General features: G+C 67.5%; 17 protein-coding genes and 1 tRNA gene. 11 read left to right on the top strand and 7 right to left on the bottom strand.

What is annotated here, in order from left to right; translation table 11 throughout:
* Positions 1–317: 317 nt before the first annotated feature.
* From ACFWX1_RS33480 to ACFWX1_RS33470, 3 genes are all read left to right on the top strand, one after another.
* Positions 318–503 (top strand): DLW-39 family protein, encoded by a 186-nt coding sequence (locus ACFWX1_RS33480; protein ID WP_345405536.1) that lies wholly within the window; start codon positions 318–320, stop codon positions 501–503.
* A 34-nt stretch (positions 504–537) separates the two neighbouring features.
* Positions 538–610: transfer RNA gene (locus tag ACFWX1_RS33475), tRNA-Ala, on the top strand.
* Between the two features lie 474 nt (positions 611–1,084).
* Positions 1,085–3,394, top strand: coding sequence for an N-6 DNA methylase (locus ACFWX1_RS33470; RefSeq protein WP_378393757.1), 2,310 nt, complete (start codon positions 1,085–1,087; stop codon positions 3,392–3,394).
* A gap of 296 nt (positions 3,395–3,690) precedes the next feature.
* On the opposite strand, the gene ACFWX1_RS33465 is transcribed toward ACFWX1_RS33470, so the two are convergent.
* Positions 3,691–4,320 carry an NAD(P)-dependent oxidoreductase gene (locus tag ACFWX1_RS33465; protein ID WP_378393756.1) on the bottom strand — a complete coding sequence of 210 codons (630 nt, stop codon included), beginning with the start codon at positions 4,318–4,320 and terminating at the stop codon, positions 3,691–3,693.
* 77 nt (positions 4,321–4,397) lie between these two features.
* Here ACFWX1_RS33465 and ACFWX1_RS33460 point away from each other — a divergent pair, with 77 nt between their 5' ends.
* Genes ACFWX1_RS33460 through lipB form a run of 3 tightly spaced genes read left to right on the top strand, consistent with a single transcriptional unit; the run spans position 4,398 to position 6,214 of the window.
* Positions 4,398–4,985 (top strand): TetR/AcrR family transcriptional regulator, encoded by a 588-nt coding sequence (locus ACFWX1_RS33460; protein ID WP_378393755.1) that lies wholly within the window; start codon positions 4,398–4,400, stop codon positions 4,983–4,985.
* Positions 4,985–5,569: a dihydrofolate reductase family protein gene (locus ACFWX1_RS33455; protein WP_378393754.1), complete on the top strand. Its 585-nt coding sequence runs from the start codon at positions 4,985–4,987 to the stop codon at positions 5,567–5,569. Before ACFWX1_RS33460 ends, ACFWX1_RS33455 begins: the two co-directional genes overlap by 1 nt.
* Before the next feature lie 9 nt (positions 5,570–5,578).
* Positions 5,579–6,214 carry a lipoyl(octanoyl) transferase LipB gene (gene lipB, locus ACFWX1_RS33450; RefSeq protein WP_378393753.1) on the top strand — a complete coding sequence of 212 codons (636 nt, stop codon included), beginning with the start codon at positions 5,579–5,581 and terminating at the stop codon, positions 6,212–6,214.
* Between the two features lie 13 nt (positions 6,215–6,227).
* Here lipB and ACFWX1_RS33445 read toward each other — a convergent pair whose 3' ends face one another.
* Positions 6,228–7,646: an alpha/beta hydrolase gene (locus ACFWX1_RS33445; protein ID WP_378393752.1), complete on the bottom strand. Its 1,419-nt coding sequence runs from the start codon at positions 7,644–7,646 to the stop codon at positions 6,228–6,230.
* Positions 7,647–7,707: 61 nt separating this feature from the next.
* Between ACFWX1_RS33445 and ACFWX1_RS33440 the strand changes: the two genes are divergently transcribed.
* A complete protein-coding gene (locus ACFWX1_RS33440; RefSeq protein ID WP_378393751.1) occupies positions 7,708–8,880 on the top strand; it encodes a DNA glycosylase AlkZ-like family protein in 1,173 nt (390 codons plus the stop codon).
* Between the two features lie 3 nt (positions 8,881–8,883).
* On the opposite strand, the gene ACFWX1_RS33435 is transcribed toward ACFWX1_RS33440, so the two are convergent.
* Positions 8,884–9,522: a pyridoxal 5'-phosphate synthase gene (locus ACFWX1_RS33435; protein ID WP_378393750.1), complete on the bottom strand. Its 639-nt coding sequence runs from the start codon at positions 9,520–9,522 to the stop codon at positions 8,884–8,886.
* 1 nt (position 9,523) lies between these two features.
* Positions 9,524–10,219: a hypothetical protein gene (locus ACFWX1_RS33430; RefSeq protein ID WP_378393749.1), complete on the bottom strand. Its 696-nt coding sequence runs from the start codon at positions 10,217–10,219 to the stop codon at positions 9,524–9,526.
* 117 nt (positions 10,220–10,336) lie between these two features.
* Between ACFWX1_RS33430 and ACFWX1_RS33425 the strand changes: the two genes are divergently transcribed.
* A complete protein-coding gene (locus ACFWX1_RS33425; RefSeq protein WP_378393748.1) occupies positions 10,337–10,870 on the top strand; it encodes a DUF2020 domain-containing protein in 534 nt (177 codons plus the stop codon).
* Positions 10,871–11,034: 164 nt separating this feature from the next.
* On the top strand, positions 11,035–11,487 hold the full coding sequence (locus tag ACFWX1_RS33420) for a DUF6918 family protein (RefSeq protein WP_378393747.1): 453 nt from the start codon (positions 11,035–11,037) through the stop codon (positions 11,485–11,487).
* Positions 11,488–11,558: 71 nt separating this feature from the next.
* On the opposite strand, the gene ACFWX1_RS33415 is transcribed toward ACFWX1_RS33420, so the two are convergent.
* On the bottom strand, positions 11,559–12,170 hold the full coding sequence (locus ACFWX1_RS33415; protein ID WP_378393761.1) for a hypothetical protein: 612 nt from the start codon (positions 12,168–12,170) through the stop codon (positions 11,559–11,561).
* Between the two features lie 89 nt (positions 12,171–12,259).
* On the opposite strand from ACFWX1_RS33415, the gene ACFWX1_RS33410 reads away from it, so the two are divergent.
* Together ACFWX1_RS33410 and ACFWX1_RS33405 are read left to right on the top strand one after the other, a co-directional pair.
* On the top strand, positions 12,260–12,814 hold the full coding sequence (locus tag ACFWX1_RS33410; RefSeq protein ID WP_378393746.1) for a peptidylprolyl isomerase: 555 nt from the start codon (positions 12,260–12,262) through the stop codon (positions 12,812–12,814).
* A gap of 37 nt (positions 12,815–12,851) precedes the next feature.
* Positions 12,852–13,817, top strand: coding sequence for a rhomboid family intramembrane serine protease (locus tag ACFWX1_RS33405; protein ID WP_378393745.1), 966 nt, complete (start codon positions 12,852–12,854; stop codon positions 13,815–13,817).
* Here ACFWX1_RS33405 and ACFWX1_RS33400 read toward each other — a convergent pair.
* Both ACFWX1_RS33400 and crgA read right to left on the bottom strand, forming a co-directional pair.
* The gene (locus ACFWX1_RS33400) at positions 13,814–14,191 is read right to left on the bottom strand and encodes a PH domain-containing protein (protein ID WP_378393744.1); all 378 of its coding nucleotides are present in this window, start codon (positions 14,189–14,191) and stop codon (positions 13,814–13,816) included. The two genes, ACFWX1_RS33405 and ACFWX1_RS33400, sit on opposite strands and share 4 nt — an antisense overlap.
* 112 nt (positions 14,192–14,303) lie before the next feature.
* Positions 14,304–14,570, bottom strand: a complete 267-nt coding sequence (gene crgA / locus ACFWX1_RS33395; protein WP_378326048.1) for a cell division protein CrgA — start codon at positions 14,568–14,570, stop codon at positions 14,304–14,306.
* Between the last annotated feature and the right edge of the window lie 168 nt (positions 14,571–14,738).

Genomic DNA, 14,738 nt, shown 5'->3' with positions numbered 1-14,738 from the left:
GGGGGCTGTTTGGGGTGGGGGGGGGGGGGGGGGGGGGTGGGGGGGGGGGGGGGGGGGCGGGGGGCCCCCCGGGGGGGGGCCCCCCGCCCCCCCCCCCGGGGGGGGGGCGCGGTCGGTGTGGGTTCGCTGCGGGAGGCTTGCACACCGACCGGTTGGTATAACCCGCGGGGTGGAGTGGGTGTTCCGGTTGTGGGGGTGTGACGTTGGCTACGGGGCGGTGGTTCCACGTGGAACGTGAGGGGAACCGGGGGTCGTGGGGATCGTGGGGTGCAGTAACATCGCGGGGTAAGGGAAGCAAGGTGGAGAAGGGGGCTTCAGTGAAGAAGCTGTTGGCACTCGCGGTCATCGCGGGCGGCGTTCTGTTCGTCGTGAAGCGCAACAAGGCTGCCAAGGCTGAGGCCGACCTGTGGCGTGAGGCGACGGCCCCCGAGGGCTCCTTCGGCTCCGCTTCGAGCAACGGCTCGGCGCCGGCCAAGGCCGCGGACGCTTCCCGCAACAACTGAGTTCGGACGGGCGGCCGCGCCGCCGCCCGTATCCGGGGCTGTAGCTCAATTGGTAGAGCACCGCCTTTGCAAGGCGGGGGTCAGGGGTTCGATTCCCCTCAGCTCCACGTCACTCGGGGTGAGTTGTGTCGGCGGAAAGCGCCAACCAACTCGCTCCGTCTCTATTTGAGGTGCACCCCAAACCCCGCCCGGTGAGCTCCGCCGTCCGATTTGTGGTCCGGTGCTCGAGCAGGTCCTCCAAGGTCCACACATTCTCTGCACACATACGTTCGTCAGCACGCAGGTGTGCCTGATCGCGCTCGGCCTCTCCTGACACTCCATTCCGGCTTCCGTGTCTCTGCACGGCGACACGGTTGAAAAAGGGGATATCACGGATCAGTCCGCTTTAGCGGCATCCGATACTCAGGTAACAGCATTTCAGCAGCTCAGCACGACGGGCAACGGGAGTATCGTCGATCTACCCTCTCTGCCTGCCGTCTTCTTGTTAAGTGCGCACTGCAGTGCGCACTTGTGATCGTGGGGCCTTAGCCTCTACTGTCGCACCCAACAGACAACGGGTAGAAGGTGACGGAGGGGCCCCGATGAGTGTGGAAAACAGAGCCGAGCGGCTGGTGTCGCGAAATGAGATCGCCCAGCTAGCTGGCGTCCAGCGACCTGCGGTCAGCAATTGGGAGCGACGGCACGCGGACTTTCCCCGGCCGCATCCGTCCAGCGGGACAGACTACTTCCGTCTCGCCCAGCTGCTTACCTGGCTGGAGTCACGGCCAATCCGGGCCAGTGAACTCACCTCGGGAGAAGTCACCGGGACTACTTACGCGGACAGGGTTCGCCGAAACCTCGATGATGCAGCCACACGGCGCAGCAGCGCCATCATGAAGCCCGAGCACTCTCGGCTGGGCAGTTCGGTGGACCGGTTGCTGGGGCCCTTGGCCGAGCGGGTCTGCGGTAGTGCTCCGATGACCGACTACCTGAATCTGGTCCATTCGCTCGTGCTTCTTCACGCCCATGCACCGGACCGCTGGGAACAGCAGTTGCGCGCCGCTGCGGCCGTATCTTCCGCAGAAGATGCCACAGCGCTGCTCCGGAAGATCGGGACCCTGGCCGATGACGAGCTTCGCAGGTTCGGGGTCTTACCTGGGATGAGCCAGTCAACCGCGAGGCTCCGACCGCAGCGTTCCGAGGACCTTGTCAGCGTCGTCCGCTTGTCGGGCGGGCTGAACGGCAACGATATTCGGTCCCTTCTCGAGCGCTACGAGACACATGCCGGACTACGCGGTAGTGAGTCGTTCACTCCTGGGAGCGTGACCCGGTTGATGGCCCAGGCGATCACGATGGGGTCGAGTGCAGGTCAGCGAGTCTACGACCCTTATGCGCGTGGCGGTGAGCTGCTGACTGCTGCCGTCGAAGCCCTGGACGACCACTACGGCGGGGCGTCAGGGGCCAGTGTGTGCGGCGAAAGCCCTGATCAGACCATGCTCCGGATCATGGGAATGAACCTGGCGTTGCATGGAATTCCGGGCGAGGTGAAGGCCAGCACAACCGCGCCGTGGGAGGACGGTAGTCGAACGCCACGCAAGGCGAACCTGATTCTTAGCAACCCTCCGTTCAACGCCAGTGCGTCGATAAGGCAGGGCATGAACGAAGACGCATGGCACTTCGGCGCACCTCCACCAGGAAACGACAATTTCGCCTGGCTGCAGCATATTCTCGCCTCTCTCGAAGTCGACGGAAGGGCCGCCGTGGTGATGCCCAACAACGCGGCGGCGTCGGCAAACCAACGTGAACGGGTCATCCGCCAGAGGCTCGTTGACGAGGGTGCGGTGGAATGCGTCATCGGGCTTCCGGCGCGCATGTTCGCCACCACGACGATCCCCGTGTCCGTGTGGCTTCTCAAGTATCCGACAGGCTCGTGCGACCACGTGCTGTTCATCGATGCGCGGCAGCGGGGGGAGAAGATGGGGAAACAGCACGTTCTCAGCGACCTGGACCAGGACGAGATCGCTGGAGCCTTGCGGTCTTGGAGGGGGCAGGGCGGCAAGTACCTCGGAACAACGGGATTCAGCGTCTCGGTGAACGGCAACGAGATCAGTGCACGGAATTACTCGCTGAGCCCAACTGATTACGTGACAAGAAGGGTACGGCCCGCGAGCCCTGCCGGGATGAGTTTCGCCGCGTTGACCGGTGCGCGTGAAAGAGAAGCGAAACTCAGTGCCCTAGCAAGGAAAGCGGACGGAGAGGCGCGGCGGCTCGACGCCTCGATTGAACGGGAGGCGCAGAGCTCGGGCTGGGTGACGATGCCGTTGAGTGCCTTGTGCGAGATCCAGTCCGGTCCTTCGCCGCGCCGGTTGTCCGACAAGAGAATTTCTGCGGACGGTGTGGTGCCCGTTGTGGCGCCGAAACATCTCTGTGAACGCCGCATCGTCGCCAAAGAGCACCGGAAGGTCTCACTCGAAGTTGCGGAAGACCTTCATAGATTCAAGCTCGCAGCGGGAGACATCGTGTCCGTGCGGACGGGCAGCACCGGACCATCCGCACTGGTAGAGGAGCCGCAAGCTGGGTGGCTGATGGGAACCAACCTCCTTAGGCTCCATGACTTCGTTACCGAGAAGGTCGATCCGCTCTATCTTCTCAGCTACCTCTCCCTGCCGGATGTCGTTGAGTGGATCCAGAAGCGCTCGAAGGAAGCGACGGCGATTCCTTCGCTCAGCGCCGACACTTTCGGTCAGCTTTCCGTGGAGTTGCCACCCTTGCCCGAACAACAGCGTATAGGCGCGGTGCTCAAAGGCTTCGACGAACAGATTGCGGCGTATCGCGCAGCAGTACAGGCCAAGGTCGACTTGCGCGCCATGGCGGCCGCGCACCTGATGGTGGGTGGCAATCGTGCGGAATGACACCAGTGCACCGGCCCGGCCACTCACTCCTCCTGCAGAAGGAACTGTCGTGACCAATCAGCCTTCGACGTCTTCGGCTTCGAGGTTTCTATGGCTGGTAGTGGCCATCCTGTTCTCCCTGCTGGTGTCAGTAGTGGCGGGGGTGCTGAAGAGCATGACTGGGGTTGGTCTCGCCGAGACTGTCCTCTACGGCGGAACTGCGTTCGCTGCAACGCTCGGGCTTTGCCTGTGCGTACGCGCGGCGATACGTCAATCCTAGTGGCTGGCATCGGACGTATCCGGTCATCTCGATCTCTTCAGTTTCCCGCCGCGATGGCGACGTGGACGGCGTCGGGGTCGTCGAGGTGACGCAGGATGCAGTCGGCCAGGTCGGCGCGGGAAAGGCGGACGCCGCCGCGGACGTTCCGGTCGATCGCGGTTCGGTAGGTGCCGGTGCGGGGGCCATTGGTCAGCATCGGCGGGCGCACGATGGTCCAGTCCAGGTCGCTGGCACGTACGTCCTCCTCCATGACGCGCATGTCGCTCCACGGATTCCGGAGTATCCGGCTGAGGATCGGCTTCGCGAGAAATCTGGTCACCGGGCCGTCGCCTTCGGTGGCCATGCCGCCGTTGCTGACCACGAGCAGCCGACGCGTCCCCTGTCGCCGCATCGCTTCGATGATGCTTCGGGTGCTGTCGGTCTGGATGGTGGTCGGTTTCAGGTCGGGTGAGCCGATCGCGGTGATGACGGCGTCGCGGCCGGATACGTGCGGGGCGATCGAGTCCGGATCCATGACGTCCGCGGTCACGACGGTGAGGTGCGGGTCCGTCCTGGCGAGGCGCGCGGGATCGCGAACGACGGCGGTGACCTCGTGGCCGGCGGCGCAGGCCTGGTCGACGAGCTGTTTGCCGGTACCACCCGTCGCACCGAACAGCGTGATCTTCATGGAACCTCCCTGGTTAGTGAGTGCTCACTAACCACTATAGTGGGTGAGTACTCACTTACTTGTCAAACGGAGGCGCCGTGAGCACTCGCGACCAGATACTCGACGCGGCGGCACACGTGATGCGCACTCGCGGGCTCGCCCGCGCGACGACCAAGGAGATCGCCAAGGCCGCGGGGTTCTCGGAGGCCGCGCTGTACAAGCACTTCCGCGACAAGACCGATCTGTTCCTCGCGGTGCTGAGCGAGCGGGCGCCGAGTTCGCTCACCGCGTTGCTCGACGGGCTGGCCGAGCGGGCAGGGCAGGGTGACTTGCGCGAGACGCTGGAGGAGGTCGCGCGGGAGGCGATCCGCTTCTACAACCACAACTTCCCCATGGCGGCATCGATCTTCTCCGAGCCGCAGTTGCTGGCAGCGCACCGCGAGACGATGCGTGAACGCGGCGTCGGGCCGCAGCATGTCACCATCGTTCTGTCGGATTACCTTGCGGCGGAACAGAAACTCGGTCGCATCCGGCCGGAAGTGGATCCGAGGGCCGCTGCCGCGCTATTGCTCGGCGCGTGTTTCCAACGCGGTTTCCTGAGTCACTTCGTCGAGCAGGACGGCGACGACGACTTCGCGGGCGAGCTGGTCCGGACGTTGATAACCGGTCTCACCAAGGAGGAATGATGAGCCAGCTGGTCGTACAGGCCTTCCTGACCTTGGACGGCGTCATGCAGGCACCGGGGCCGGACGACGACGATCGCGACGGCGGGTTCGAGCACGTCGGCTGGATGGCACCGTATTTCGACGAAGACCTGACGCGGACGGTGATGCGGCTGCATGCCCAGGCGGGCGCGCTGCTGCTCGGCCGCCGTACGTACGAGACGATGGCTGGGTACTGGCCGCGAGTCACCGATACAGAGAATCCGCTGGCCACGACGATGAACCGGCTTGCCAAACACGTCGCGTCGCGCACGTTGACCGAGGCCACGTGGCGAAATTCGGCTCTGCTCGCCCATGACGTCCCCGCAGCCGTCGCGGAACTCAAGAAGCAGCCAGGCTCGGAAATCCAGGTCATCGGCAGCGGCCGGCTCGTGCGAACCCTGCGACAGCACGACTTGGTCGACGTCTACCGGTTGTGGATCTTCCCGGTTCTGCTCGGTGCCGGAAAGCGGCTGTTCGCGCCCGGTCCCGCAGCTGCGAATCTCGAACTCGTCGACACCGTGGTTTCCCGTACCGGGGTCGCGATGCACACCTATCGGCGGCGCTAGTCTGGGTGGATGGGGTGGCCGATTCAGCGTGTGGACCTCGGGATCGTCGACTACGAGCAGGCCGCGCGGGACATGCGGCGCTGGGTGAAGGAACGCCAGGACGGCGTCGAGGGCGACAGGTTGTTCTTCCTCAGTCATCCGCCGGTGGTGACATACGGGGCTCGCACGTCACATGACGAACTGCCGCCCGCGGCCGCCGCGCTGCCGTCGGTCCAGGTCGACCGCGGCGGGTTCGCGACCTACCACGGTCCCGGCCAGCTCGTCGGGTATCTCGTCGTCAACGTCCGCGAGCGCGGCGTGGTCGACATCGTGCGCTGGCTGGAGAACGGGCTGATCGAGGCGCTCGCGAGTCTCGGATTCGACGCGGTGCGGCGGGAAACGCCGAAAGGTGCGAGCAGTCTGGTCGGGGTGTGGACGCCGGATCATCGCAAGCTCGTGTCGGTCGGGATGCGGATTCGCGGTGGGGTCACCAGTCACGGGTTTTCGCTCAACATCGATCCCGACATGACCGCGTTCGAGCAGTTCACCGTCTGCGGGATGCAGGACGTGACCATGACGTCGTTGCGGGAAATGGCCGAGCGGCAAGGAAAACCGACGCCGTCCGACGCCGGGGTCCGGGACGCCATCGCCGCGGTGCTCTGCTGAAACCGGCGCTGACCTACCCGTCGAGGAACTTGATCACGGCGTCGCGGCCCGCGTGTCCGCGCTCGCGATTCTGGATCGAGTGCGACTCGCCCTTGACCGCCACGAGTTCGCCGCGGGGCGCGACGCCGGCTTCGCGTTCGGCCCATTCGAGCGGGGGCGACAGATCGCGGTCGCCGTTCAGCAGCAGGGTCGGCACGTCCGGCAGGTGACCGGCCGGATTCGACGTCGCGCGTTCCGTGGGCCATGGCAGGCACAGCTGAATGAAGCCCTGCGTGACCGCCACTTGCGAGGTGTACGGCCAGGTCGCCCGCTCCGGTAGCCGGGCTTCGGTGTGGTCTAGCCGTGCCTGCCGCACCGCGACCGGGGTCGACGCCGAACCCCAGGGGAAACGCAGGTCCGCGCACAATGTCCCGGCTTGCAGGCCGGAGCTGTAGTAGATCGGGTCGACCTCGTTGGCGCGCGCCATGGCCGCCAGCAGGGCGTTCAGCCGCGCCGGATCGCCGCCGCGAGCGGCGTGCACCGCGCCGATGATGTCGCCACCACCGGGCGGAACGACGTCGCCGGGGCTGGGATTCCGGTAGGTCGGATCGACGAACTCGTAGGTGACCATGGCGTCGAAGATCCGCACGCCGTCCGCGACACTGCGCTGTCGTACGACCTGTGCGAGGTCTTCGGCCGGGTCGTAACCGCAGGCCGGTGGTGCCGCGCACGCGTCCCGCAGCACGCGGGCGTTCGCGCGCAGACCGGCCAGGTACAGCGAATCCGCCGACGTCGCGTGGTGCGGCAGCACCGAGTCCAGGATGAGCTTGCGGACGTGCCGTGGATGCGCGATCGAGTACCGCGCCGCGGTGAACGCGCCGTACGACACGCCGTCGACCACCATCTTCGGCACACCGAGCGCCTGCCGGAGCAGGTCGAGATCGGCCACCGTCTGATCGGTCGAGTACAGCGGCGCCCGGTCACCGAGCAGGTTCGCGCATTCGGCGACGGCTTCGCGGGTCGGGGTCGCGATGTTGGAGCTGCCCATCTGCGTCTGCAGCCCGGGACAGCGCAGCGCGCCGAATTCCCCGGTGCCGCGCTGGTCGAGCGTGACGAACCGGTAGTCCTTCGCGACCTCGGGCAGCCGGCGGTTCGCCAGGCGATCGAGCCACACGACACCGCCTTGGCCGGGCCCGCCCACCAGGTAGAGCAGCACGCCCTTCGGCGCGGTGACGTTGTCCGCGGCCGCGACCTGGAGGTCGAGCGTGCCCGGCACCCGGCCGGTGTGATCGAGTGGCACGGTCAGCGTCGAGCAGGTGAACCCCGGCTTGCCGGGGCACGGATGCGGGTTCGTCAGCCGCGGGCCCGCCTCCCCGGTGGCCGCGGCGGCGCTACCGCCGAGCGCGACGGTCAACACCAACACGAACCCTGTGACCAGCGATGTCCTCCCCATGCGGACCAGTGTGCGAGGCGGAGAACATGCGGGCAACCGCTTAACGGCCATACTGGAGGTCATGTCGACATCGCGGTTGCGGGCCTGGTGGGCCCATCGCCAAGGACTCGACGGCAGGCTGCGCGGCGCGAGTGCCGCCGACGTACTCGAGCAGACCGGCTGGGCGCGTTCGGTGGGCGGATCGGGGCCGTATCTGGGCTTGTTCGCCCGCGCTCGGCTGCATCGCGAGGCGGTCGACGCCGAGGTCGCCCGGCTCGCGATCCACGAGCTCCCCTCGGCGCGGGGCTGTACGTACGTGCTGCCCGCCGCCGACTTCGCGCTCGGGCTGGCGGTCGGTGCCGGAGCGCCGGAGGGCGAACTGGCGTCGGCCGAAAGGCATCTCGGCGTCACCCGCGCCGAGGTCGAGCAGCTCTGTGCGGCGGTGATCGACGCTCTCGAAACCGCGGACGCGCCACTGGACCCGGCGGCGCTCAAAACCGCGGCGGGCCCGGCCGTCCGCAATCTCGGGGACGCCGGGCGCAAGCGCGGAGTGACGACGACACTGCCGCTCGCGCTGGGACTGCTTCAGGCCAGGGGCGACATCCGGCGAGCGCCGGTCAACGGGCGGCTCGACCAGCAGCGCTACGGCTACGTCCGGTGGAACGCGGAGCCGGTGTCCGATGTGGACACCGTGAGGGCGGAACTCGCGCGGCGGTACTTCGGCTGGGCGGCACCGGCGTCGCTCAAACAGTTTCGCTGGTTCTCCGGTTTCACCGCGTCGGTCGCGAAGAAGGCTGTCGAAGCGCTGGAACTCGTTTCGGTGGGTGACTCGGATCTGGTGCTGCCCAAGGAACTTTCGGACGAGTTCGCGGAATTCACCGAGCCGGACGAGCCGCGGTACGCGTTGCTCGCCGGCGTCGACGGCATCCACCTCTTGCACCGGGACATGGGGCGGTTGCTCGATCCGGCCGACGCCGTGCGAAGCGTTCCGGGCGGGAAGCGGACGCTCGGCGCGGAGGCGGACCCACCGTGCCACGTGATCGTCGATCGCGGCCGGATCGCCGGGCTCTGGGAATTCGATCCCGAGGCCGGGGAGATCGTGTACCAATCGTTCGCCGGCGATGACGACGCGTTGCGGGAAGCCGTCGCGGAGACCGAGAACTTCATTCGCGACGAACTCGGCGACGCCAGGAGTTTCAGCCTCGACTCGGTGAAGAGCCGCGCGCCGCGGCTGGCCGCTCTGCGCGCGGGCTGAGCGTCACGGCCAGAGACGTTCGCGCACCCAGGCGTCACCTTCGCGCCGGTATCGCAGCCGGACGTGCCGCCGGTCGTGGCTGGCCTGCCAGAACTCGACCTCTTCCGGTGCGATCAGGTAGCGCGTCCAGGTTTCCGGTGCCACGCCGGGGTTTTCCTCGACCCAGCGCTCGGCCTCGCGTGCCGCGTCGAGCAGTTCCGCCGGATCGTGCAGCACGGCCGACTGCCGCCCGATGAACGCTTCGACCCGTGACGCGGGCGGGCGCGCGAGGAAATCCTCGGCGGAGACCTCCGGCGCCGCCGGGGTCACCGGGCCACGCAACCGGACCTGACGGCCGCGTCCCGGCCAGAAGAACGTCAGCGCCGCGTGCGGATGTTTGCGCAGCTGCAGGCCTTTCGGGCTTTCCGAACTGGTCGCGATCGCCCAGCCGCCGGGACCGACGTCCTTGAGGATCACCACCCGCGCGTCCGGGGTGCCGTCTGTGTCCACTGTGGACAAGGTGGCGGCGTGCGGTGCCAGCACGTGCTCGCCAGCCTCGTTCAGCCAGCCGACGAACAGTTCGTGCGGTGCCGCGGGGGTCGCGTCCGGGTCGAACACCGGGAGCTCGTCGGGGAAGGATGCCCAGCCACGCAACGAAACCATGTCACTGACCGTACGGGCCGGGACCCTGCGGCGGGTAACCCGGTGCGGGGTACGGGTAGTTCGGCGGCTGCGGGCCCTGCGGGCCGGCGCCCGGCGGCGGTCCCACCGGCGTCTGGTGCTGCCAGCCGGGTGGGGGCTGCTGCTGGACGGGGGCCTGCGGTGGCTGGTGCTGCTGAGGTGGCTGGGCCTGCTGCCACTGCAGTTGCTGGTAGACCTCGGCGGGCTGCGGGAAACAGAACGTCAGCTTCGCGTTGACCGACCCCTGTACCGCCGCGCCCCAGAACTTCCCGCCCACCCAGGCGTACATCTGGCCCGCGCTGACGTCGACCGCGACCATCCTGGTCTCGCCGCCGAACTGGTTGCCCGACTTCGCCGAGGCGGCCTGCGCGGCGTCGGGGTACACCCGCTGGCCGACGAGCCCGGCGATCACCACCGACGCCGCCGTCCAGCCGACGGTGCCCTGGACGTTCGCGCGCGCGTGCTGGGTGGCCCGGCCGGTGAAGTCGTACAACGCGGCCGCGGTGACCTCCGGGACCGCCGCGGCGACCACGGCGTAGTTCATCGTCGACAACATGACCGACTCGGTGAACAGGCCGACGACGGCGGTCGCGGGCCCGATCTGCACCGAGTTCAGCCTGCCGCCGCTGCGCTGGATGCGCTCGGCCACCGCGCCGAGATACTGCTCAGGCGTGAGCACGACCGGACCTCCCTCACCGAGGACGCTGGGACGGTCATCGTCCCATGCCAGGCCGTGAGGATGTGGTCAGCTCGCACTTTCGACCCGCACGGGGATCCGTGGTTCACTGAACGCGCCATGCGCCGATTCGTACTTCTCGCGCCCGCCCTGGCCGTGTTCGCCGGGTGCTCCGCGCCTGCCCAGCCCGCCCCGTCCCCGAGCGGTCAGCCGTCCACTTCGGCCAGTGCCGCCGCACCCGCGCTGCCGCCGGATCCCGAACCGGGCGAGACCGGAACCTGTCCGTACCTGAAGACCGACTTCGTCGCCGATGCCAACGGGCAGAAGGTGTCGAAGGTCCGGCTCTCGGCCGATTCGCCGCATCCGGCGTGTTTCTTCTACGGCCTGGACGGGAAACTCCAGTTGACCGCCCGGGTGTACGTCGGGGAGCCCGCCGCGGCGACCGCGCTGGTGAACAAGGCGGCGCCGGTCGACACGTCCAACCCGGCCGACGAGCCGAGCGGCTGGAAGGGCGGGTATCAGCCCACCGGCGACGGGGGCGCGGTGTACGCGGTGGCCAAGGGAAACGCGGCGGTCATCGTGACGACCAACCAGAAACAGAGCGTGAAAGCGCGCACAGTGACGACGAAGGCTATCGCGACGCTGAAGCTCTGAGTAGTGGCCTCCACACGGAAGAGCGAAGTTGATCTTGTATTACCCTGTGCAGCACGCGCAGGCTTTCGCCGATCCGCGCACCAGAGCACCGGGTACCTCCGCCATCGGCGTGGTGTCCGGGCGGGGCACCATCTGCATTGCGACTCGACAAAAGGACAAGATTCGTGGCTGACACCCTCAAGGAAATCCTGCTCGACTCCAGCCGTCGCCCGGCTGTCGTGACCGACTTCGGAACCCTCGTCGACGACGAGGTCGCGGACAAGGGCGGCGTTTCGGGTGCCGTCGTGAAGACGGGCTTCGCCGCTGTCAAGAAGATCAAGCCGGGCATCGTCCCCGCCGCGGTGGACAGCCTGCTCGACGAGTTCGCCGAAGCGCTGGAGCCGTTCTACGGTGACTACAAGGCCAAGGGCGGCGACGACTTCGGCACCTACCTGGTCGGCCGTTCGGACGAGGCCGCCGACGCGCTGCTGAGCGTCACCGACGCGCGTGCCGAGCAGAGCAGCCGCGACGCGATCAAGAAGGTCTACGGCAAGCTGCGCCCGAACGGCAAGAAGAACGTCGAGGAGGCTCTTCCCCGCCTCGGCAAGCTGATCGACAAGCACGCTGCCAACGCCTGATCGGCGCGCACGCGGTCACTACGCGAAGAGGCCCCCGGACGTGCCGGTCCGGGGGCCTCTTACGTTGCCGCTCAGTTCTTCTTCTCGGCGTTCGAGGGGCTCGGCGCCTTCCCGTTGCTCGACTGCGCCGACGGGGCCTTCGGAGCCGGGGTGGCCGGCTTCGCCTCGGCAGCGGGCTTCGGTGCGGCGGCGGGCTTCTCGGCCGGCTTCGCGGGCGCCGGCGGCGTCACGCGCGGCGGTGCCGGAGCGACGGGCGGCTGCTGCTTCGAGCGCAGCGCGTACGCGGCACCAGCGGCGACGAGGCCCAGCCCGAGCACCCACGGCCACCGGCGGCGACGCCGCGTGCCCTTGAGACCCTCGGAAGCCTCGACCACGGCCGCCTTGAAGTCCTTCTTCGCGGCCTTGAAATCCTTCTTGCCCTTGCGCTTACCTTCACCGGCGGACTTCGCGGCCTTGATCGCGGCCCGCTTGGCCTTCCGGCCCGGCTTGCGCAGCTCCTTCAGCCGCTCCAGCGCCTCTTCACGGGCTGCCTGGGCCTTCTGCTTGAGCTCCTTGCGCGAAAGCTCGGTCTCCTTCGCCAGCTTCTTGCGTGCGCGGCGGCTCTGCTTCACGAGCTCGCGGGCGCCCTCAGTGACAACCTCCTTCACGGCAGGCTCACTCACCGCTTTTGCGGCCCGGGTCATGGCCTTCACCTCATCAATCGTTTTGAATCTGCTTTGTTGCCCGTAACCTATCGTGCCCCTTTTCCGCGCATCTTGCCGCAGATGGCACGATGAAGCTCGTGACTGAAAGCAACGGATCCCTCGATGGTGGCGCGCTCAAGGCCACGCTGCACACCAACCAGGGTGACATCCATGTGAACCTGCTGCCCGACCACGCGCCCAAGACGGTGGCGAACTTCGTCGGTCTCGCCGAGGGCACGAAGGACTACACCCAGCCCAACGCCAAGGGCGAGGCGTCCGGCCCCTTCTACGACGGCTCGATCTTCCACCGGGTCATCGACGGCTTCATGATCCAGGGTGGCGACCCGACCGGCACCGGCCGTGGCGGCCCCGGCTACAAGTTCGGCGACGAGTTCCACCCGGAGCTGCAGTTCTCCAAGCCGTACCTGCTCGCGATGGCGAACGCCGGGCCGGGCACCAACGGCTCGCAGTTCTTCATCACGGTGACGAACACGCCGCACCTGAACTTCAAGCACACGATCTTCGGCGAGGTGGCCGACCAGGCCTCGCGCGACGTGGTCGACAAGATCGCGCACACCGCGACCGGCCCCGCGGACAAGCCGATCGACGACGTCGTGATCGAGAAGGTCAGCGTCCAGCGCTGAGCTGACCCGGAGGGTTTTCGGTAGGTTGGTTCTTGCTGTGAACCAACCACCGAACCCCGCCGCGTACCCGCAGGCCGCACTGCCCGGATGCTGGTGGCATCCGAACCGCCCGACCGGGCTGAGCTGCGCGCGCTGCGGGCGTCCGGCCTGCCCGGACTGCCTGCGGGAGGCCGCCGTCGGCTTCCAGTGCACCGACTGCGTGCACACCGGCCGCCAGGAACAACGCCGTCAGCACCGGCAGTACCAGGAGGTCACGCCGGGCACCCGCACGATCGCGGGCGCGCGGCTCGGCAGCACCTCGGTCGTCGTCCCGGTGCTCATCGCCGTCAACGTGCTGGTCTACCTGATCACCGTGATGCAGGCGAAGAGCCTGACGAACAACGGCGCGGCCGAGGTGTCCAAGGCCGGGGTGCTGTGGACCCAGGCCACCCTCGGCGGCGGTGAGTGGTGGCGGGTATTCACCTCGGGATTCCTGCACGACGGGCCGCTGCACATCCTGGCGAACATGTTCTCGCTGTGGATGGTAGGCCGCACACTCGAACTGGTGTTCGGGAAGATTCGGTTCCTCGCGCTCTACTTCGTCTCGATGCTCGGCGGCTCCACCGCCGTCCTGCTCTTCGACGACATCGAGAAACCCACTCTGGGCGCCTCGGGCGCCCTGTTCGGCCTCATCGGCGCCTACGCCGTCATCGTGGTCAAACAGCGACTGAACCCGACCTGGCTGCTCATCACCCTGGCGCTCAACGCGTACATCACCTTCGGGGTCGCGCACATTTCGATCCTCGCCCACGTCGGCGGCCTGGTCGTCGGCGCGCTCGTGACGGTGGCGATCCTGTACGCGCCGGAGCGCAACCAGGCGCGGTGGCAGGCCGCCGGGATCGCGATCGTCGTGCTCGCGCTGATTGGGCTCCTGGTGTACCGCGACACCCAGATCGCGACCATGACCTGTCACTTCGTCCGGATCGACGGCGAGCAGCACTACGGCTGCCTGCTGGTGAGCTAGTCGCGCGCACGCAGGTCGTGGAGCGCTTCGACGACGTCGCGCGGGTCGGTGCCGAGGTCGAGCCTGCCCAGGACGTACAGCTCGTCCTCGTGCTCGATCTCCAGCGTGACGCCGTCGCGGCCGAGCCGCCGCGTCGTCCGCAGCCGGTAGCGCGTCCCCTCCCACGGCAGCCGGTGGGTGCCGCCGAACGTGCGGACCCGCAGGCCCTCGTCGTCGGCGGCCAGGCGGGGCCGGGCCACCGAGGAGTGCACGGCGTAGACGCCGACGGCGACCGTGGCGAGGGCGAACAGCAGCAGCCCCGAGCCGTCGCCGGTCAGCACGTTCACCACGGCGCCGACCAGCAGCAACGCGGTGACGAGCCAGGTCGCTACCACAAGACCCGGCTGGGGAGCCCATGAGGTGGGGTAGTTATCCACAGGGGTTATCCACACTGGGGACTAGTCACACCGGTGTAATTCGGTGTCAAGCCGCCATCCGGAGTAACCGTCACCGCCAGCGCATGGTCATGAGCAGACCGGCGATCATCAGCACGAAGCCGATGGCGAAGTTGTAGTTGCCGAGGTCGCTCATGAAGGGGATTTTCGGCCCGGCGATGTAGTTCACGATCAGCCAGACCAGGCCGATCAGCATCAGGCCGAACATCACGATCTTGTAGAACAGGTTCGACGGCCCCGCGGCCTTCACCTTCACCGGGGTACGGCGATCGGCGGGCGGGGTATACGCCGTCTTCTTGCGGACCTTGGACTTCGGCATCGGGTTCCTCGCGTGCTGTCGGGCTCTCCTGGTGGCGATGTCCCGCTCTCGGGGTGCGCAACCAGCGCCACGTGCACACGTTAACGTAAACGACCGCATCTGAGCACCGGGCGGGAGCGGTCGGATTCCCGGACTGTGACACTAGCGTCACCGTCGGTACGACGCAGG

The organism is Amycolatopsis sp. NPDC059021, from assembly GCF_042739895.1.
Lineage (GTDB): Bacteria > Actinomycetota > Actinomycetes > Mycobacteriales > Pseudonocardiaceae > Amycolatopsis.
The sequence above is the reverse complement of the archived record's forward strand: the minus strand, read 5'-3'. Positions and strand labels throughout refer to the sequence as shown.

Coding starts and splice junctions, on each gene's coding strand:
- ACFWX1_RS33435 (WP_378393750.1), bottom strand. CDS start 9,522: ATGGTTTCGTTGCGTGGCTGGGCATCCTTCCCCGACGAGCTCCCGGTG.
- ACFWX1_RS33440 (WP_378393751.1), top strand. CDS start 7,708: ATGTCGACATCGCGGTTGCGGGCCTGGTGGGCCCATCGCCAAGGACTC.
- ACFWX1_RS33465 (WP_378393756.1), bottom strand. CDS start 4,320: ATGAAGATCACGCTGTTCGGTGCGACGGGTGGTACCGGCAAACAGCTC.
- ACFWX1_RS33410 (WP_378393746.1), top strand. CDS start 12,260: ATGAAGCTCGTGACTGAAAGCAACGGATCCCTCGATGGTGGCGCGCTC.
- lipB (WP_378393753.1), top strand. CDS start 5,579: ATGGGGTGGCCGATTCAGCGTGTGGACCTCGGGATCGTCGACTACGAG.
- ACFWX1_RS33455 (WP_378393754.1), top strand. CDS start 4,985: ATGAGCCAGCTGGTCGTACAGGCCTTCCTGACCTTGGACGGCGTCATG.
- ACFWX1_RS33445 (WP_378393752.1), bottom strand. CDS start 7,646: ATGGGGAGGACATCGCTGGTCACAGGGTTCGTGTTGGTGTTGACCGTC.
- ACFWX1_RS33415 (WP_378393761.1), bottom strand. CDS start 12,170: ATGACCCGGGCCGCAAAAGCGGTGAGTGAGCCTGCCGTGAAGGAGGTT.
- ACFWX1_RS33425 (WP_378393748.1), top strand. CDS start 10,337: ATGCGCCGATTCGTACTTCTCGCGCCCGCCCTGGCCGTGTTCGCCGGG.
- crgA (WP_378326048.1), bottom strand. CDS start 14,570: ATGCCGAAGTCCAAGGTCCGCAAGAAGACGGCGTATACCCCGCCCGCC.
- ACFWX1_RS33470 (WP_378393757.1), top strand. CDS start 1,085: ATGAGTGTGGAAAACAGAGCCGAGCGGCTGGTGTCGCGAAATGAGATC.